The sequence below is a fragment of the Moraxella cuniculi genome, assembly GCF_900637105.1.
In the GTDB taxonomy this organism is placed as follows: domain Bacteria; phylum Pseudomonadota; class Gammaproteobacteria; order Pseudomonadales; family Moraxellaceae; genus Moraxella; species Moraxella cuniculi.
The window spans coordinates 2,060,125-2,077,846 of record NZ_LR134343.1 but is presented as its reverse complement, the minus strand read 5'-3'; the positions used below and the strand labels follow the sequence as shown (position 1 = coordinate 2,077,846).

The window sequence follows — 17,722 nt, the reverse complement described above, 5'->3', positions numbered from 1 at the left end:
TTATTTGCATGACAGCAATTTTTACTCACGGCATCGCCCTTGCCAACACCAAAAGCCAAGCCCTCCTGCAAACCCAAGATGCTCGCAATCAAGCTCTGCTTAACCAATTGGTACCCAATCCAACGGTATTAACAGGTATTGATTCCATCCCGTCTGCCATCAACGATGAGCAAGCTTTGGCAGATGATAGCAATATTTGCTTTGATATTTATCGGATTGGCTATTCGGTGTTATCACAAGATGATATTGCCTTTGCAGACAAGCTTGGCTTTGCTTTACTTCCTGAAATTATGGGCAATGGTAGTGTGTTAGGCAAGTGTATGGCGGTAGGTGATATCAATGCTGTCTTGACTCGTGTACAAAACCGCTTAATTGAACAAGGCTATGTTACCAGTCGTATTATGGTGGCTGATCAGAATTTATCTGGAGGTGAATTAAGATTAACCTTAATTCCTGGTAAGATTGCTAAAGTGCTGGTAAATACAGCAGATAGTAAAGTGCCTGTCTATGTTAAACAGACAAACATGGCTTATCCTGCTGTTTTAGACACAGCACTTACCACACAAACAGGCAAGCTATTAAACATCCGTGATTTAGAAACCATGCTTGAGAACTTTAAACGCGTGCCAAGTAGTGATGCTAATTTTAAGATTGTGCCGTCTGGTGATAAGCGTATTGGCTTTAGCGATATTTTAATTGACTATAGTCAAAACCGCCGCATTCGTGGCAGTCTAAGCGTCGATGATTCAGGCTCTAAATCCACAGGTAAATATCAAGGCATGGCAACCTTGAGTGTGGATAATTTGGCAAATTTTAATGATTTACTCTATTTAAGCTTTGGGCGGGATTTGGGTAATCAGCTTAATGACGATAAAGATTATCCGTCTAATAAAAGCAAAGGCTCTAAGAATTATGGTATTGGTTATGTATTGCCAATTAAAAATAGTTTATTACAACTAAATGCCAATCGCTACACCTATCATCAAACCGTAGCAGGCAGCACCCAAGATTATGTTTATGGTGGTACTTCTCGTGGGTATAATGCCAAATTATCACACTTAATACACAGAGATGCTCATAGCAAAAGCCATGTGTATGTCGGTGGGTTTATCAAATCTCAAGAAAGTGATATTGATGGTACAATCATCGATGTACAAACTCGTAAGATTGCTGGTTATCAAATGGGCATTACTCATGAAACCTACCTAAAACAAGGCAAGCATCAACTTACGACAGATATTTCTTATAAACGCGGCAGTGCAGCTTTTAATGCCTTGCCCTCACCAGAAGAGCTGTTTGATGAGGGTTCTGCCCGTGTTGGTATTTATCAATTAAACGCCAATCTAACAAGTAAATACAACCCAAGCATTAACAACAAACCACTACCCATCATCCACAGTACCACACTCAAAGCCCAATACGCCACAGACAGTCTAACACCAGATTTAAAGATGGCAATTGGTGGTAGGTACACTGTTAGAGGCTTTGATGGGGAGCGTTCATTATCAGCAGATAATAGCATCTTGGTAAGACAAGATATCAGCTTTTATCCAAGCTTTTTAAATCAGCAAAAAGCAAACAGCCAATCAAGCCATGCCATCTATTTGGGATTGGATACAGGTTACATCACCAACCACAACAAAAGCCAAAATGAGCTATTGCTGGGACAGCATCTAGCAGGTGCCGCCATTGGCATTAAAGGACAATACATGCCAAATACCAAGAATCCTTACTTAAGCTTTAACTATGACATTTTCACCTCAAAAGCAATCAGCGAGCCCACAGGTTTTTCAAACAAAGATTGGGTGAGTGGGGTGAGTTTGGGGGTGGGGTTTTAAAAGCAAATTGACATCAAAACCATCAGTTGAGCAGATTGGCTTGGCTGGTGGTTTTTTATGGGGTGGTCATTTGGGGTGGGGTATGCAAAAATTACGCAGGATTATCAGTAATGGCTAATAAAGCAAATGCACTTTCACTAATTGTTAAGCAATTACAAAATATTGCACTTAGTATTAGTGATGAACTTGTTCCTTTTAGTCTCCAAACGACACCAAGACCCAATATTGTTTTTGACTTGCCAAACTTAGGCACGAGAACGGGTATATCTATCAATCCCGATGATGTGGTGTCGGTAGATGGTGTATTAACATATCAAGATGAGCTAATTTTGTTATTTATTCCTGATCATGGATTTTATATTGACAAAGTTATTGCTGGCGAGAGAGAAGGGAATAAATTTCATATTGCTACTTGTAGAACACTACAGGATATGAAGGCTAAGAAGAGGTATGACAGATATCAAGTTACCAATAATCAAGATGGGGTTTTTGTGGTGCATGGAAAAATTGGTAATGAATATGTGCAAGAAGAGGTGGGGTTAAAAGTTTGTAAAAATTGTCTTCGGCATTTGAATTACCAAGGTTATGACAGTGGTAAAAAATCAAAATCGCAAATTTATCATGGATTTGATATTGCTGAATATTTTAAAGAATATGGACAGCGTTTATCCTTAAAAAAACAACACAAACCAAAAGATGTGGGACAGGGCGGAGCTGGTTATGCAGCAGATTGGGAAGAAATATCCCAACGCCTAAGACAGCAGGCTAATTGGTGTTGTCAAAAATGTCATGCCAATCTAACCAATCATAAAAATTTATTACATGTGCATCATATTGATGGCGTTAAGCAAAATAACCGCCTTAGTAATTTAAAGGTCTTGTGCATTTTATGCCACAGTCAAGAGCCGAGCCATGGGCATATGCGTGTCAGAGATGATCAGATCAGAGTGATTAAAGGTTGCAGACCTTAGCGATGTAAGAATTTAAGGTCGTTACGCTAGGGTGTTTATCATCTGACAAGTTTAAAACCCTCACCAAGTCAAGCTTGATGGGGGGTTTAAGGCTTTATCTTTACGCCGTCTTTGCCACATAATTGCCTTTTTGGGCGATGGCCTCATTGAGCAGGGTGATAAAGGCATCGACACTCATGCTGCCCAAATTCGCCCCTTCGCGAGTACGCACATTTACTGTGCCTTCTTCGACTTCTTTGTCGCCCAAAACGAGCATAAACGGAATGCGTTCTAGGGTGCGTTCGCGAATTTTAAAGCCGATTTTTTCGTTACGCAAATCAGCTTTGGCACGCAAACCTGCTTGTGTCAGCTTGCCAACCACCGCTTCAACTGCCGCTGCTTGCTTGTCGGTGATGTTCATCACTACCGCTTGGGTTGGGGCAAGCCAAGGTGGCATAAAGCCTGCATATTCCTCAATCAAAATACCGATAAAGCGTTCAAACGACCCCAAAATCGCACGGTGCAACATGACAGGGCGTTCTCTTTCGCCTTGTTCGTTGATAAATTCAGCACCGAGTCGTTCAGGCAGGTTAAAGTCAAGTTGCAAAGTGCCACATTGCCAAACACGACCTAGGCAGTCTTTTAGGCTAAACTCAATCTTAGGCCCATAAAATGCCCCTTCGCCTTCTTGTAGCTCCCAGTCTAGACCTGCATCATTGAGTGCATCGGCCAGATCTTTTTCTGCCAAATCCCATAATTCATCAGCACCAACACGCTTTTCTGGGCGGGTGGAGAGCTTCATTTGCACTTCATTAAACCCAAAATCTTTATAGACATTTAAGGTAAGTTTAATAAAGTCATGTGCCTCTTGGCGAATTTGCTCATTGCTACAAAAAATATGGGCATCATCTTGGGTAAAGCCACGCACACGCATGATGCCATGTAGCGAGCCAGATGGCTCGTTGCGATGACAGGCACCAAATTCTGCCAGTCGCAGCGGCAAATCACGGTAAGATTTTAGCCCTTGATTGAACACCTGCACATGACAAGGGCAGTTCATTGGTTTGATGGCATAGTCTCGTTTTTCGCTTGAGGTGGTGAACATCATTTCGCCATAATTTTCCCAATGGCCAGATTTTTCCCACAGGCTGCGATCAACGATTTGTGGCGTTTTGATTTCAAGATAGCCATTGTCTTTTTGTACTTGACGCATATATTGCTCAAGCGTTTGGTAAATTGTCCAGCCATTTGGGTGCCAAAAAACCATGCCAGGGGCTTGCTCTTGTAGATGGAACAGCTCCAGTGCCTTGCCGATTTTGCGATGGTCGCGTTTTTCGGCTTCTTCGATACGCTCAATGTAGGCTTTTAGGTCTTTTTTGTCCGCCCAAGCAGTGCCATAGATACGCTGCAATTGTTCATTTTTGGCATCGCCACGCCAGTAAGCACCGCTCATTTTGGTGAGCTTAAATGCCTTTAAAAAGCGAGTATTTGGCACATGCGGGCCACGGCACATATCAATGTATTCTTGGTGATAATACAGACCCATGGCGGTTTCGTCAGGCATATCGTCAATCAGACGCAGTTTATAGTCTTCGCCACGAGCTTTGAATACCTCAATCACCTCATCTCTTGGTGTCATTTTTTTGATGACATCATAATCTTGATTGATAAGCTCAACCATGCGTGCTTCGATGGCTGCCATATCTTCTGGGGTGAATGGGCGTTCGCTATAGACATCATAATAAAAGCCATCTTCAATGACAGGGCCGATGACCATTTTTACTTCAGGGTATAGCTGTTTGACGGCATGACCAAGCAAATGAGCACACGAATGGCGGATAATTTCTACGCCTTCGGCATCTTTGGCGGTGATGATTTGGACGCTGGCATCGGCTGTGATGGGGTCGCACGCATCCACCAGTTTGCCATTGACTTTGCCTGCGATGGTGGCTTTGGCAAGACCTGCACCGATATTTTGGGCGATTTGCATGACGGTGGTTTCGCCGTCAAATTCACGAATGCTGCCGTCTGGTAAAGTGATTGCGACCATAAAAACTCCTTAAGTTGGCGTTGGTAGTGATGTTTGCTACTTTCAAACATATAACCGCTACCGATTGGAAAAATAAAAATAGACCTTGTATTGTAGCAAATTTTATCGCAATAGGCAAAATTCCTGCACAATAATCTGCCCATATTCCTGCACCGTTTTTGTAATGAAATAATATAAAGTCAAATGAAGCTGGTGATTGGTTTAAGATGATAAGTGGTTTGTTGCTGATGGTTTGGGTTGTAAAAGGTTTATCTTTTGCCAAAAATGCTTTATAATCAATAGCATTGTCAATATATAATACAGATTTTTGATTAGTTTATTTTATAAATTTTATTAAAGGAGGTGATATGAGCCAATCTTTTGCCAAAACTTTCGCATCGGATAATTATTCAGGGGTGCATTCGGCGATTATGCAGGCGTTGATTGATGCCAATGTTGGTCATGTCGCTGCTTATGGTTATGATGAATATACCGATGCTTTGCAGCAGATCATCCGTGAGCATTTTGGCAAAGATGCCCATGCGTTTGCTGTGTTTAATGGCACAGGGGCAAATGTATTGGGTCTGCAGGCGTTAATGCCTCGCTGGGGAGCGGTGATTTGTGCCGAATCAGCACACATTCATCAAGATGAAAGCACCGCACCACAGGTGGTTGGGGGCTTAAAGCTATTGCCAGTTGCCAGCACCGATGGCAAACTTAGCCCAGAGCTTATCAAATCACAGCTTTATAATATCGGCAGTGAGCATCGGGCCCAGCCTGCGGTCGTGTATATCAGCCAAACAACCGAATGCGGCACTTGTTATACGCTTGATGAGCTGCGTAACATTTGCCAAACGGCACATGAGCATAATCTAAAAGTCTTTGTTGATGGTGCCAGATTGTCAAATGCAGCGGTGCATTTGGGCGTGGGCTTTCGTCAGATGATTACCGATACTGGCGTGGATATGCTGTCTTTTGGTGGCACCAAAAATGGCATGATGATGGGCGAGTGCTTGATTACTTTTGATGATAAGCTGGCACAATCCATGCGTTTTTTGCGTAAGGTTGGCTTACAAACCGCCTCAAAGATGCGTTTTATCTCTGCTCAATTTATCGCCTTGCTTAGCAATAATTTATATCTTGAAAATGCCAAAAATGCCAACGACATGGCAACTTTGTTGGCAGAAAAATTACAAGCACTGGGCATTACGCCATTGTATCCTGTGCAGTCAAATGGCGTATTTGTCAGATTGTCCGACCAGCAGTCAGCCGCCGCTCGCCAAAAATACGCATTTTATGATTGGGACGGATTTGATGGTAATGATGGCAAGGTGGTGCGTTTGATGTGTAGTTTTGATACAACAGTTGCCGAAGTGGAGGATTTGGTTGCATTAATCGCAAAAGGCTGATGTTAAAAAGCGTTATCACAAAGGCTTGGTGTTTCGCCAAGCTTTTTTATTTTATTGCAACTTGTCAAGATGGCATGATAATCAATATATAACTGATAATAATGAATATGGATATGATAGATGGGCATAAGAAGACAGCCATCATTATAAAAATTTATTTTAAAATCAATAACTTAAAATATCAGGGGGGGGCTAAAAAATTTAAGAAATTTATTTGCTTTTGTGTAATATTTGTACTAGAATAATAGAACACTGTTAATAAGTGTGATTTTATTTTATTTAAACTTTCAACCTTAAGGATTTGACATGAAACTCAAGAAATCGGTTGTACTTGTCAGCAGTTTGCTAGCAGTTACCCCCCCCCCTAGCAGGTGCTTCTTACACCAAGGCAGAGGCTGATGATAAGTTCGCCCTAAAAACCCAACTGCTAACTACCAACAGTAATTTAACCAGACTTACAACTCGTCTAGATAGACTTGAAGAATCTGCTGGTGCCACCCAAATTCAAACCAATACCAATGATATTGCAACCAATAAACGCAATATTGCACAAAACACCAATGACATTGCAACCAACAAAGCCGCTATCGAGAAAAACGCTGCCAATATTGCAACAAACAGCCAAAAAATCGATAATGCAAACACATTGATCGCTCAAAATTCTAATGATATTTTGCTAAACAAGGCTGATATTGCACAAAACAAAGCAGATATCGCAACCAACAAAGCTGCTACCGAGAAAAATGCTGCTGATATCGCATCAAACAAGCAAGCAATTGATACAAATAAAGCCTATATTGATGCTTTGGCACCAGTTGTTGCACAAAATAAAGCTGATATCTATACTTTGGCACCAGTTGTCGCCAAAAACAAAGCTGACATTGCTCAAATTGCCCCAGTGGTTGTTGAAAACAGAAGAGCGATTGCACAAAATCAAGCAGCAATTGTTGTTAATAAACTAAATATCGAATTGCTAAGCGATGAAGTTGCATCAAACAAAGCTGATATTGCACAAAACCAAGCTGATATCGCAACCAACAAAGCCGCTATCGAGAAAAACGCTGCCAATATCGCAACCAACAGCCAAAAAATCGATAATGCAAACACATTAATCGCTCAAAATTCTAATGATATTTTGCTAAACAAGGCTGATATTGTACAAAATAAAGCTGATATCGCACAAAACAAAGCAGATATTAATGCTGTGGCACTGCTTTCAACAGTTAATAAAGAAAGCATTGATGCTTTGACTCCAGTTGTTGCAGCCAATGTGGCAGACATTGAGCAAAACAAAGTGAATATTGCCAGCAATGCAACCAATATTCAAACTCTAAAAGCCAGCGTGCAAGATGTAACTGCCCTGACAACCCGTGTTGATGGTGTGGAAAATACTTTGGCAGGCAAGGCTGACAAAACTCAAGTAGATGCGTTGTCAAATCGCTTTGACGGTCTAGAAAAAGAAACTCGTCAGGGCATGGCAACCCAAGCAGCTTTGGCGGGTTTGTTCCAGCCATACAATGTTGGCAAAGTGAATGTGTCAGCAGCTGTTGGTGGTTATAAGTCTGAAACTGCCGTTGCAATTGGTGCAGGTTATCGTTTCAATGAGCAATTTGCGACCAAATTGGGTTTGGCAACCAACAGTGCAGGCACTTCTTACAACCTAGCTGTAAACTATGAATTCTAATTCATGGCTCATGCTAATTTCTCCTTAAACCTAAAAATCCCCATTTTTTGATGGGGATTTTTATTTTTTGATGATAATTTTGCTTTTTGCTTGATAGCATAACCAAATTTAACGAAAAAAATTAAAAAAAACAAACCCCCTAAAATCAACAACTTACAAACTTTATTCCCAATCCCCCAAAAAACCCCTTTACAACATGAATTCTGGTGCGTATAATACGCACCACTCAAGCAAGCCAAGTAATAAAAAACTTGAGCTAAATCAATCACTTAGGTTGATTTGCTGGGTTAAAAAGTTTAAATAAAAATTTTTAATTTAAATCTTTAAAACCCCTTGACAAACAATTAAAAGCGTATATAATACGCAACTCATTGAACAACTGGACGACAGTGTTCAACAACTATTTAAAATCCAAACTAAAGAACAACTTGTGTGGATTTTTGTCAATACAAGATACTTAAATAAATTAAAAAATAAATCATTTATTTATTATCTCGACAAAAAATCTCAAAGTTAATTCATTTACACGATGAGCAAATTTTGCTAGTAATATCTAAATGAGCTTTAAAAGATTAAACTGAAGAGTTTGATCATGGCTCAGATTGAACGCTGGCGGCAGGCTTAACACATGCAAGTCGAACGAAGTTAGGGAGCTTGCTCCTGATACTTAGTGGCGGACGGGTGAGTAATGCTTAGGAATCTGCCTAGTAGTGGGGGATAACTATCCGAAAGGATAGCTAATACCGCATACGACCTACGGGTGAAAGGGGGCGTAAGCTCTCGCTATTAGATGAGCCTAAGTCGGATTAGCTAGTTGGTGGGGTAAAGGCCTACCAAGGCGACGATCTGTAGCTGGTCTGAGAGGATGATCAGCCACACTGGGACTGAGACACGGCCCAGACTCCTACGGGAGGCAGCAGTGGGGAATATTGGACAATGGGCGAAAGCCTGATCCAGCCATGCCGCGTGTGTGAAGAAGGCCTTTTGGTTGTAAAGCACTTTAAGTGGGGAGGAAAAGCTAATAGCTAATACCTATTAGCCCTGACGTTACCCACAGAATAAGCACCGGCTAACTCTGTGCCAGCAGCCGCGGTAATACAGAGGGTGCAAGCGTTAATCGGAATTACTGGGCGTAAAGCGCGCGTAGGTGGTTACTTAAGTCAGATGTGAAAGCCCCGGGCTTAACCTGGGAACTGCATCTGATACTGGGTAACTAGAGTAGGTGAGAGGGAAGTAGAATTCCAGGTGTAGCGGTGAAATGCGTAGAGATCTGGAGGAATACCGATGGCGAAGGCAGCTTCCTGGCATCATACTGACACTGAGGTGCGAAAGCGTGGGTAGCAAACAGGATTAGATACCCTGGTAGTCCACGCCGTAAACGATGTCTACCAGTCGTTGGGTCTCTTGAAGACTTAGTGACGCAGTTAACGCAATAAGTAGACCGCCTGGGGAGTACGGCCGCAAGGTTAAAACTCAAATGAATTGACGGGGGCCCGCACAAGCGGTGGAGCATGTGGTTTAATTCGATGCAACGCGAAGAACCTTACCTGGTCTTGACATACACAGAATTCGCTAGAGATAGCTTAGTGCCTTCGGGAACTGTGATACAGGTGCTGCATGGCTGTCGTCAGCTCGTGTCGTGAGATGTTGGGTTAAGTCCCGCAACGAGCGCAACCCTTTTCCTTAGTTACCAGCGATTTAAGTCGGGAACTCTAAGGATACTGCCAGTGACAAACTGGAGGAAGGCGGGGACGACGTCAAGTCATCATGGCCCTTACGACCAGGGCTACACACGTGCTACAATGGTTGGTACAAAGGGTTGCTACACAGCGATGTGATGCTAATCTCAAAAAGCCAATCGTAGTCCGGATTGGAGTCTGCAACTCGACTCCATGAAGTCGGAATCGCTAGTAATCGCAGATCAGAATGCTGCGGTGAATACGTTCCCGGGCCTTGTACACACCGCCCGTCACACCATGGGAGTTGATCTCACCAGAAGTGGTTAGCCTAACGCAAGAGGGCGATCACCACGGTGGGGTCGATGACTGGGGTGAAGTCGTAACAAGGTAGCCGTAGGGGAACCTGCGGCTGGATCACCTCCTTAACGAAGTTATCTGATTGGCAAGAATTCACAACAAGTTGTTCTTTAGTTGAATAAAAGTTAGAAGGTTGCAAAAGCAATTTTTTAACGGCTTTCGGGTCTATAGCTCAGTTGGTTAGAGCACCGTGTTGATAACGCGGGGGTCATAAGTTCAAGTCTTATTAGACCCACCATTTATGGGGTTATAGCTCAGTTGGTAGAGCGCCTGCCTTGCACGCAGGAGGTCAGGAGTTCGACTCTCCTTAACTCCACCATTAATTAGAAATAAGCAATCTTTTAGAAGATTTCTTCTTTCTACTTAATGTAGAAACTATCTATAAACTGACGAAGTTTATAACATTATTTAACAACATGTAATGAGTCTGGGTTAATTATTTATTCCAACAAATAATTAACCAGTATTGAGCAATCAATACAAAGTAAAGAGAACTGAATCAAGCGTAAACATAGGTGAATCGTTACACATTACCCATACGACAACAAACTATTTGGGGTTGTATGGTCAAGTAATGAAGTGCACATGGTGGATGCCTTGGCAGTCAGAGGCGATGAAAGACGTGATAGCCTGCGATAAGCGTCGGTGAGGTGGCAATATCCTGTGACCCGGCGATTTCTGAATGGGGAAACCCACCTAAGATAACTTAGGTATCATAATTTATTTTATGAGGCGAACCGGGAGAAGTGAAACATCTCAGTACCCCGAGGAAAAGACATCAATTGAGATTCCCCAAGTAGCGGCGAGCGAACGGGGAGTAGCCGATTAGATTTGTAGTAGCAAAATGGCGTGGGAAAGCCAACCATAGTAGGTGATAGTCCTGTATGCGAAACTGCAATTTTAACATATTAAGTAGGGCGGAACACGAGAAATTCTGTCTGAAGATGGGGGGACCATCCTCCAAGGCTAAATACTCCTGACTGACCGATAGTGAACCAGTACCGTGAGGGAAAGGCGAAAAGAACCCCTGTTAGGGGAGTGAAATAGAACCTGAAACCGTGTGCATACAAGCAGTCGGAGCCCGACCACTTAATCGTTTTGAGGATAGCATGAACTTTTATTATGTTTATGTCATACAAAATATTGACAATCATGATGAGTTTTATGTTGGTTTTACCACCAATTTAAAACAAAGAATTGTTAATCATAATAATGGCACAACTTACTCAACCAGAGCAAGAAAATGGCAAATAGTTTATTGTGAAGCCTATATCAACGAGCAGGTGGCAAGAAAGCGAGAGCGAACCATTAAAAATAATGGTCGCATAAGAACTTTCTTAATGAACCGCATTAAATCGCAATTTGCACAACAGCAGAACGATTAAGTGGTCGGGTGACGGCGTACCTTTTGTATAATGGGTCAGCGACTTATATTCTGTAGCAAGCTTAACCGTGTAGGGGAGGCGTAGGGAAACCGAGTCTTAATAGGGCGTTTTAGTTGCAGGGTATAGACCCGAAACCGAGTGATCTATCCATGAGCAGGTTGAAAGTGCCGTAACAGGCACCGGAGGACCGAACCCACTCCCGTTGAAAAGGTAGGGGATGACTTGTGGATAGGGGTGAAAGGCTAATCAAACTCGGTGATAGCTGGTTCTCCCCGAAAGCTATTTAGGTAGCGCCTCGGACGAATACCTTGGGGGGTAGAGCACTGTTTCGGCTAGGGGGTCATCCCGACTTACCAAACCGATGCAAACTCCGAATACCCAAGAGTACTATCCGGGAGACAGACGGCGGGTGCTAACGTCCGTCGTCAAGAGGGAAACAACCCAGACCGCCAGCTAAGGCCCCAAATTCCTAGTTAAGTGGGAAACGATGTGGGAAGGCACAGACAGCTAGGAGGTTGGCTTAGAAGCAGCCACCCTTTAAAGAAAGCGTAATAGCTCACTAGTCGAGTCGGCCTGCGCGGAAGATGTAACGGGGCTCAAACTAGGAGCCGAAGCTGCGGATTTAATTGTTTCAATTAAGTGGTAGGGGAGCGTTGTGTAAGCCTGTGAAGGTGTATTGTAAGGTATGCTGGAGGTATCACAAGAGCGAATGCTGACGTGAGTAACGACAAAACGGGTGAAAAGCCCGTTCGCCGGAAGACCAAGGGTTCCAGTCCAACGTTAATCGGGGCTGGGTGAGTCGACCCCTAAGGCGAGGCCGAAAGGCGTAGTCGATGGGAAATCGGTTAATATTCCGATACTTGTTTATGATGCGATGGAGGGACGGAGAAGGTTATGTCAGCCTGGCGTTGGTTGTCCAGGTGGAAGGATGTAGGTAGGTTTAGTAGGCAAATCCGCTAGACTATTACTGAGATCTGATAGCAAGCCAGTTTACTGGCGAAGTGGCAAATACCCTGCTTCCAGGAAAAGCTTCTAAGCGATAGTCATAAACAAATCGTACCCGAAACCGACACAGGTGGTCAGGTAGAGAATACCAAGGCGCTTGAGAGAACTCTGCTGAAGGAACTAGGCAAAATGGTACCGTAACTTCGGGAGAAGGTACGCTGCTGATGGTGATAAGACTTGCTCTTTGAGCTGTTGGCAGTCGCAGATACCAGGCTGCTGCAACTGTTTATTAAAAACACAGCACTCTGCAAACACGAAAGTGGACGTATAGGGTGTGATGCCTGCCCGGTGCTGGAAGGTTAATTGATGGGGTTAGCGTATGCGAAGCTCTTGATCGAAGCCCCAGTAAACGGCGGCCGTAACTATAACGGTCCTAAGGTAGCGAAATTCCTTGTCGGGTAAGTTCCGACCTGCACGAATGGCATAATGATGGCAGCGCTGTCTCCAGCAGAGACTCAGTGAAATCGAAATCGCAGTGAAGATGCTGTGTACCCGCGGCTAGACGGAAAGACCCCGTGAACCTTTACTACAGCTTTACATTGAACTTTGACCTAACTTGTGTAGGATAGGTGGGAGGCTTTGAAGTGGCGACGCCAGTTGCCATGGAGCCAACCTTGAAATACCACCCTGGTTATGTTGGGGTTCTAACTTAGATGTAACAACATCAAGGACAATGTATGGTGGGTAGTTTGACTGGGGCGGTCTCCTCCTAAAGAGTAACGGAGGAGTACGAAGGTGCGCTCAGAACGGTCGGAAATCGTTCAAAGAGTATAAAGGCAAAAGCGCGCTTAACTGTGAGACCCACAAGTCGAGCAGGTACGAAAGTAGGTCTTAGTGATCCGGTGGTTCTGTATGGAAGGGCCATCGCTCAACGGATAAAAGGTACTCTGGGGATAACAGGCTGATACCGCCCAAGAGTTCATATCGACGGCGGTGTTTGGCACCTCGATGTCGGCTCATCTCATCCTGGGGCTGAAGCAGGTCCCAAGGGTATGGCTGTTCGCCATTTAAAGAGGTACGCGAGCTGGGTTTAGAACGTCGTGAGACAGTTCGGTCCCTATCTACCGTGGGCGTTGGAAATTTGAGAGGATCTGCTCCTAGTACGAGAGGACCAGAGTGGACGAACCTCTGGTGTTCCGGTTGTTACGCCAGTAGCACTGCCGGGTAGCTATGTTCGGATGGGATAACCGCTGAAAGCATCTAAGCGGGAAGCCCACCTCAAGATAAGATTTCCCTAAAGAGCCGTTGTAGACTACGACGTTGATAGGTTGGGTGTGGAAGTGTAGTGATACATGTAGCTAACCAATACTAATTGCTCGTTTGGCTTGACCATACAACACCCAAGTGGTTTAGTATGAATAAGTGTAAAGATTTTACCTAATAAGCTTGATAAAGAAAATATCTTGAATTGATTTTAACAAAACAAGTTAAATGCAAATAACAGACTCATAACAGCGTTGTTAATCCTTTTACGCTGACGACAATAGCAAGATGGAACCACCTGATCCCTTCCCGAACTCAGAAGTGAAACGTCTTAGCGCCGATGGTAGTGTGGTTCGCCCATGTGAGAGTAGGTCATCGTCAGCATCCCTTTTAAGCCCCCTTCATCGAGTGATGGAGGGGGTTTGTTGTTATTTGTATTGGTTAGAGATTATTTAGTTGTGCTTATTCGTATGAAATGCTAGAATGGTTAGATATTGATATTTTTAGGAAAAACCTTGATTAAGTATCGAGTGGCTCTGGATGAAAGTTTGGAATTGCAAACGATATTGTTAAATCTTCATAATCCTTATTATGACTATAAAGCTTTTAAAAATTGCATTAGCAAGTTAATTGAAGGCAATAGAGTTCCATGAGGCTTGTATGAATTTATTTTAGAAACAACCAACATAGACCAAGCAAAAGCACAGTTCTATACACCGTATGATGATTTGAGTACATATAAAAGCCTAGTAAGATTGGGTGAGGCAAATTTACATCCAATATTAAGTGATATTGATGGTGTGGATTTGCGTTTTTTTGAAAATCGTACAAAAGCAACCACAGATGTTGGTCTAGCGTTGATTGAAAAACTAATCGCTTTATTGCATAAAAATAAAATTTGTGTTCATTTAAGAACGGGTGATTTAATTGCTTCACAAAATAATTATTCCATACATTGTAAGAAAATTATGGCAATGAATCATATTGAATCTGCCAAACAAAGATGGATGATCAAAACTGTCAATGTTAATGATTATGATAGAATAAAAAAATATACTGTTGAAAATAAAGGATATTTGGTAAATGGATAATTTATTTGGCTTATTTGTAAAAGTCGCTCAGAATAATCGCGATGTTGCAATCGAAAGTCCAATGCAATATATTTCTTATGAAAAATTATTGCAATTATCTCATATCTATTATCAATATCTAACTACAATTCCCACTCAAAGAATCGCCATACATTGTGATGCTCTGCTCACTGTTGAAATGATTGCAATGATGTTTGCCATTTTTGCACATAAAAAAAGCTGTGTACTATTGGATGCAGCGAGAGGTGAAGAGTTTAATCAAAAGATTCTCTCCCAAATAGATTGTAAAAAAGTAGTTAATCAAAAAGATTTATTAGACATTAAGAAAAATCAATCAACTATCTCGTTGTGTGCCAATATTGAGCAACCAATCAATCCAAAGGATGAGGGCTATGTGGTTACAACCTCAGGATCGACAGGTGAGCCAAAGATTATTTTAGGTTCTCACGCGGGGTTGGTGCATTTTATTTGCTGGCAAAAGAAGCGTTATTTTAATGAGGTCAAATATCGTGTTGCACATACGACAAATTGTGCCTTTGATGTGATTTATCGAGAAATTTTTACAACTTTAATCTCGGGATCAACATTGGTTATTCCTAATATTGATTTGAAGTATCAATCGGGTGAGTGTCTAACAAAATGGCTTAAAACCAAACAAATCAGTGTGTTGTATGGCGTGCCTTCAGTTTTTGATTTTTGGTTGAACACAATGAGGTTGGGGCAATCTAAACTGCCACTGGCAAAGGTATTTTTTGCAGGAGAAAAATTACAAAAAAGCACTGTGTATCACTTACAACAGTATTTTGTGGTTGATTGCTTAGTTAATTTGTATGGTCCATCAGAAACTACGCTGGCAAAATTTTATTATGACAGAGATTTGGCACAAATAGAAAATTATGATGCCATTCCTGTGGGTAGGGCATTGCCTGATACGGAATTTGTATTAGATGATCAAAATCAGATTCTCATACATACCAAATACCCAAGTTTGGGCTATCTGGGGTATGATAATTTTGTATGGCAAGATGGAAAGCAATGGTATCCAACAGGTGATATCGGTGAGATAAAAGATGGGTTACTGTTTGTGCAAGGGCGTGTTGATGATCAAATAAAAGTCAATGGTGTGCGAGTGCATTTAAGTGATGTTAATACTCATCTTGCGGCCATTGAGGGTGTTACTCAAAGTGTTGTTTTGCAAGATTGCAGGTCCAAAATCATCGGATTTTATACCGGATCTTTACAAAAATCTTTGGTGTATGATCAACTTAAAAACAAGCTATACCAGCCCATTTTGCCAAATCAAATTTATCATTTGGAACAAATGCCACGCACAGCAAGTGGCAAAATTGACCGGCAAGCTTTATTGAGTTATGCCAATCAGCAGACCATTGACGTCCAAGATGATGATATACTGTATCAGATTTGGCGTAAAGTAACAGGTTATCAGGGTGCGATTACCCGAAATGACAGCTTTTTTGAGCTTGGTGGCGATTCTTTGGACATTGCTTATTTTGCAATTGAGCTTGAGCGTGCTACTGGCAAAAAAATTGATTATTGGTCTGTTTATGAGCATCCAGTAATTCAAGATTTTTGTCATTGGCTAAATCAGCAGCCAAAGCATACATCTGAAGATGCCCAGCTCTTTCAGGATGCTCAAAGCTTTGATGTGCCAATTGTTAGCTATCCTTTCACCCCTCAACAAAAACGCTACAAAAATATTTATATGCCAATGTACAATCGTAATTGGTGCAATATGTTGGTGCTATGGGATTTTTCAAGGGTGGATATTCAACAATTACAAGACGCTTTGATTGCTGTGATTGCGCGCCATGATGCATTGCAATCATATTGTCTTGATGAAAAAATGCATTTGGTGCCAGAGGATGTATATCAAAATCATAAAATAACGCAAGTTGTATGTAGTGATGGTGATTTTGAAAATACACTCAATCAAGTCAGATTGATGCAGGCATCAAGAGTAATTGACATACAAACATGGCCATTATTTTCTATGACGCTTGTACAAAGCCCAAGCTATCAAATGGTTGTATGGAATATCCATCACTTAATTTGTGATGGATATTCTCAAGGACTAATTAAACAAGAATTGATAGAGTGCTTAAACGGCAAAACGCCATCTATCAAGCCTTTGCAGTATAGTAGATATTCACTCAATCATTGCGGTACAAGCGATTCTTCTTTGCAATATTGGCAAAATCTGTATCAAAGACCCTATAAAAAAATTAATGTTGCCACCCAATATCCTGATTTTAATGCAAAAGGTTTTCAGAGTATTTTATTGCTTGATGTTGATTTATCCAAAAAACTTAAATTATTTGCTCAAAAAATGCAATGCACGCCATTTACGGTAATTTTAGCAAGTTATTTTTTGTGTTTGCACGAGCAGTATCAAGTGAATGATGTTGTGGTAGGGACACCCGCATTGGGCAGAATGACTATATACGAAGAAGAGGTAATTGGGAATTTTATTTCATTAGTTACGGTGCGTAGTTTTTTAAATGGTGTTTTGGAGCGTAATACCAAATGCTATTTAGAGTATGTTCATAATGGCTTATATCAAGCAATGAAGTACCAAGATTTGCAATATGATGAGTTGGTTAAAATGCAAAATTGTCATTTTGATCAAGACAGATTTCCTTTGACAACATTCTTTATTAGCTTATTAAATAAAAAATCAGAAAAACTATCAATGAAGACGGATGGCATCTTGCATCAGGATTTGGGTTTTGATGTGAAATTTGACATGATGCTTTATATCGATGCTTATCAGGACGAATTTTTATTGAGAATGCAATATAGGCGTTCGTTGTTTGATGCCAATGATGTGCAATACTTTATGAAAAACATAGTCTTAAAAATAACACAAATGATTAATGGAGAGCGTGTATGTGGGTTGTTATAATTGGTGCAAACGAAGCGATTTTACGCAGAGCCCCTAGGGGCTTAAAAATTATTGATATTCGCCAAACAAAAGAACATTTCGTTTTTCGTGATGATTATATTCAAATTGGTTTAAATGCAATCACATACGATGCAATCACACATGTGTTAGGTGCTTATTGCTCCAAGCT

9 protein-coding genes, 2 tRNA genes and 3 rRNA genes are annotated in these 17,722 nt (G+C 41.7%); 11 read left to right on the top strand and 3 right to left on the bottom strand.

The features are described from left to right. Positions 1-8: 8 nt before the first annotated feature. Positions 9-1,838 (top strand): ShlB/FhaC/HecB family hemolysin secretion/activation protein, encoded by a 1,830-nt coding sequence (locus tag EL162_RS09400; protein ID WP_170161414.1) that lies wholly within the window; start codon positions 9-11, stop codon positions 1,836-1,838. 110 nt (positions 1,839-1,948) lie between these two features. Then, positions 1,949-2,809: an HNH endonuclease gene (locus tag EL162_RS09395; protein ID WP_126331535.1), complete on the top strand. Its 861-nt coding sequence runs from the start codon at positions 1,949-1,951 to the stop codon at positions 2,807-2,809. Positions 2,810-2,909: 100 nt separating this feature from the next. Here EL162_RS09395 and thrS read toward each other — a convergent pair whose 3' ends face one another. Next, positions 2,910-4,838, bottom strand: coding sequence for a threonine--tRNA ligase (gene thrS, locus EL162_RS09390; protein ID WP_126331534.1), 1,929 nt, complete (start codon positions 4,836-4,838; stop codon positions 2,910-2,912). Further along, positions 4,801-5,100 carry a hypothetical protein gene (locus EL162_RS09385; protein WP_126331533.1) on the bottom strand — a complete coding sequence of 100 codons (300 nt, stop codon included), beginning with the start codon at positions 5,098-5,100 and terminating at the stop codon, positions 4,801-4,803. The genes thrS and EL162_RS09385 overlap by 38 nt, the downstream gene beginning before the upstream one ends. Positions 5,101-5,185: 85 nt before the next feature. On the opposite strand from EL162_RS09385, the gene EL162_RS09380 reads away from it, so the two are divergent. Together EL162_RS09380 and EL162_RS09375 are read left to right on the top strand one after the other, a co-directional pair. Then, positions 5,186-6,226 (top strand): threonine aldolase family protein, encoded by a 1,041-nt coding sequence (locus EL162_RS09380; protein ID WP_126331532.1) that lies wholly within the window; start codon positions 5,186-5,188, stop codon positions 6,224-6,226. A 646-nt stretch (positions 6,227-6,872) separates the two neighbouring features. Beyond that, positions 6,873-7,910: a YadA C-terminal domain-containing protein gene (locus tag EL162_RS09375; protein ID WP_126331531.1), complete on the top strand. Its 1,038-nt coding sequence runs from the start codon at positions 6,873-6,875 to the stop codon at positions 7,908-7,910. Positions 7,911-7,918: 8 nt separating this feature from the next. Here EL162_RS09375 and EL162_RS09370 read toward each other — a convergent pair whose 3' ends face one another. Beyond that, the gene (locus EL162_RS09370; RefSeq protein WP_126331530.1) at positions 7,919-8,179 is read right to left on the bottom strand and encodes a hypothetical protein; all 261 of its coding nucleotides are present in this window, start codon (positions 8,177-8,179) and stop codon (positions 7,919-7,921) included. Between the two features lie 305 nt (positions 8,180-8,484). Between EL162_RS09370 and EL162_RS09365 the strand changes: the two genes are divergently transcribed. The 7 genes from EL162_RS09365 (at position 8,485) to EL162_RS09335 (ending at position 17,553) form a co-directional block, all read left to right on the top strand. Further along, positions 8,485-10,014, top strand: a 16S ribosomal RNA gene (locus EL162_RS09365). Between the two features lie 93 nt (positions 10,015-10,107). Then, positions 10,108-10,184: transfer RNA gene (locus EL162_RS09360), tRNA-Ile, on the top strand. Positions 10,185-10,189: 5 nt separating this feature from the next. Beyond that, a tRNA-Ala gene (locus tag EL162_RS09355) sits at positions 10,190-10,265 on the top strand. Positions 10,266-10,511: 246 nt separating this feature from the next. Then, a 23S ribosomal RNA gene (locus EL162_RS09350) occupies positions 10,512-13,669 on the top strand. Between the two features lie 140 nt (positions 13,670-13,809). Continuing rightward, positions 13,810-13,923 (top strand): 5S ribosomal RNA (gene rrf, locus EL162_RS09345). The 16S, 23S and 5S rRNA genes sit together here with 2 tRNA genes alongside, the layout of an rRNA operon. Positions 13,924-14,195: 272 nt before the next feature. Then, positions 14,196-14,630 carry a hypothetical protein gene (locus EL162_RS09340; protein WP_126331529.1) on the top strand — a complete coding sequence of 145 codons (435 nt, stop codon included), beginning with the start codon at positions 14,196-14,198 and terminating at the stop codon, positions 14,628-14,630. Beyond that, complete coding sequence (locus tag EL162_RS09335; RefSeq protein ID WP_126331528.1) at positions 14,623-17,553, top strand: condensation domain-containing protein; 2,931 nt, start codon at positions 14,623-14,625, stop codon at positions 17,551-17,553. Before EL162_RS09340 ends, EL162_RS09335 begins: the two co-directional genes overlap by 8 nt. Positions 17,554-17,722 lie beyond the last annotated feature (169 nt).

Excerpts from the sequence above, each read along its gene's own strand:
- EL162_RS09400 (WP_170161414.1), top strand. The coding sequence starts at position 9 with ATGACAGCAATTTTTACTCACGGCATCGCCCTTGCCAACACCAAAAGC.
- EL162_RS09395 (WP_126331535.1), top strand. The coding sequence starts at position 1,949 with ATGGCTAATAAAGCAAATGCACTTTCACTAATTGTTAAGCAATTACAA.
- thrS (WP_126331534.1), bottom strand. The coding sequence starts at position 4,838 with ATGGTCGCAATCACTTTACCAGACGGCAGCATTCGTGAATTTGACGGC.
- EL162_RS09380 (WP_126331532.1), top strand. The coding sequence starts at position 5,186 with ATGAGCCAATCTTTTGCCAAAACTTTCGCATCGGATAATTATTCAGGG.
- EL162_RS09335 (WP_126331528.1), top strand. The coding sequence starts at position 14,623 with ATGGATAATTTATTTGGCTTATTTGTAAAAGTCGCTCAGAATAATCGC.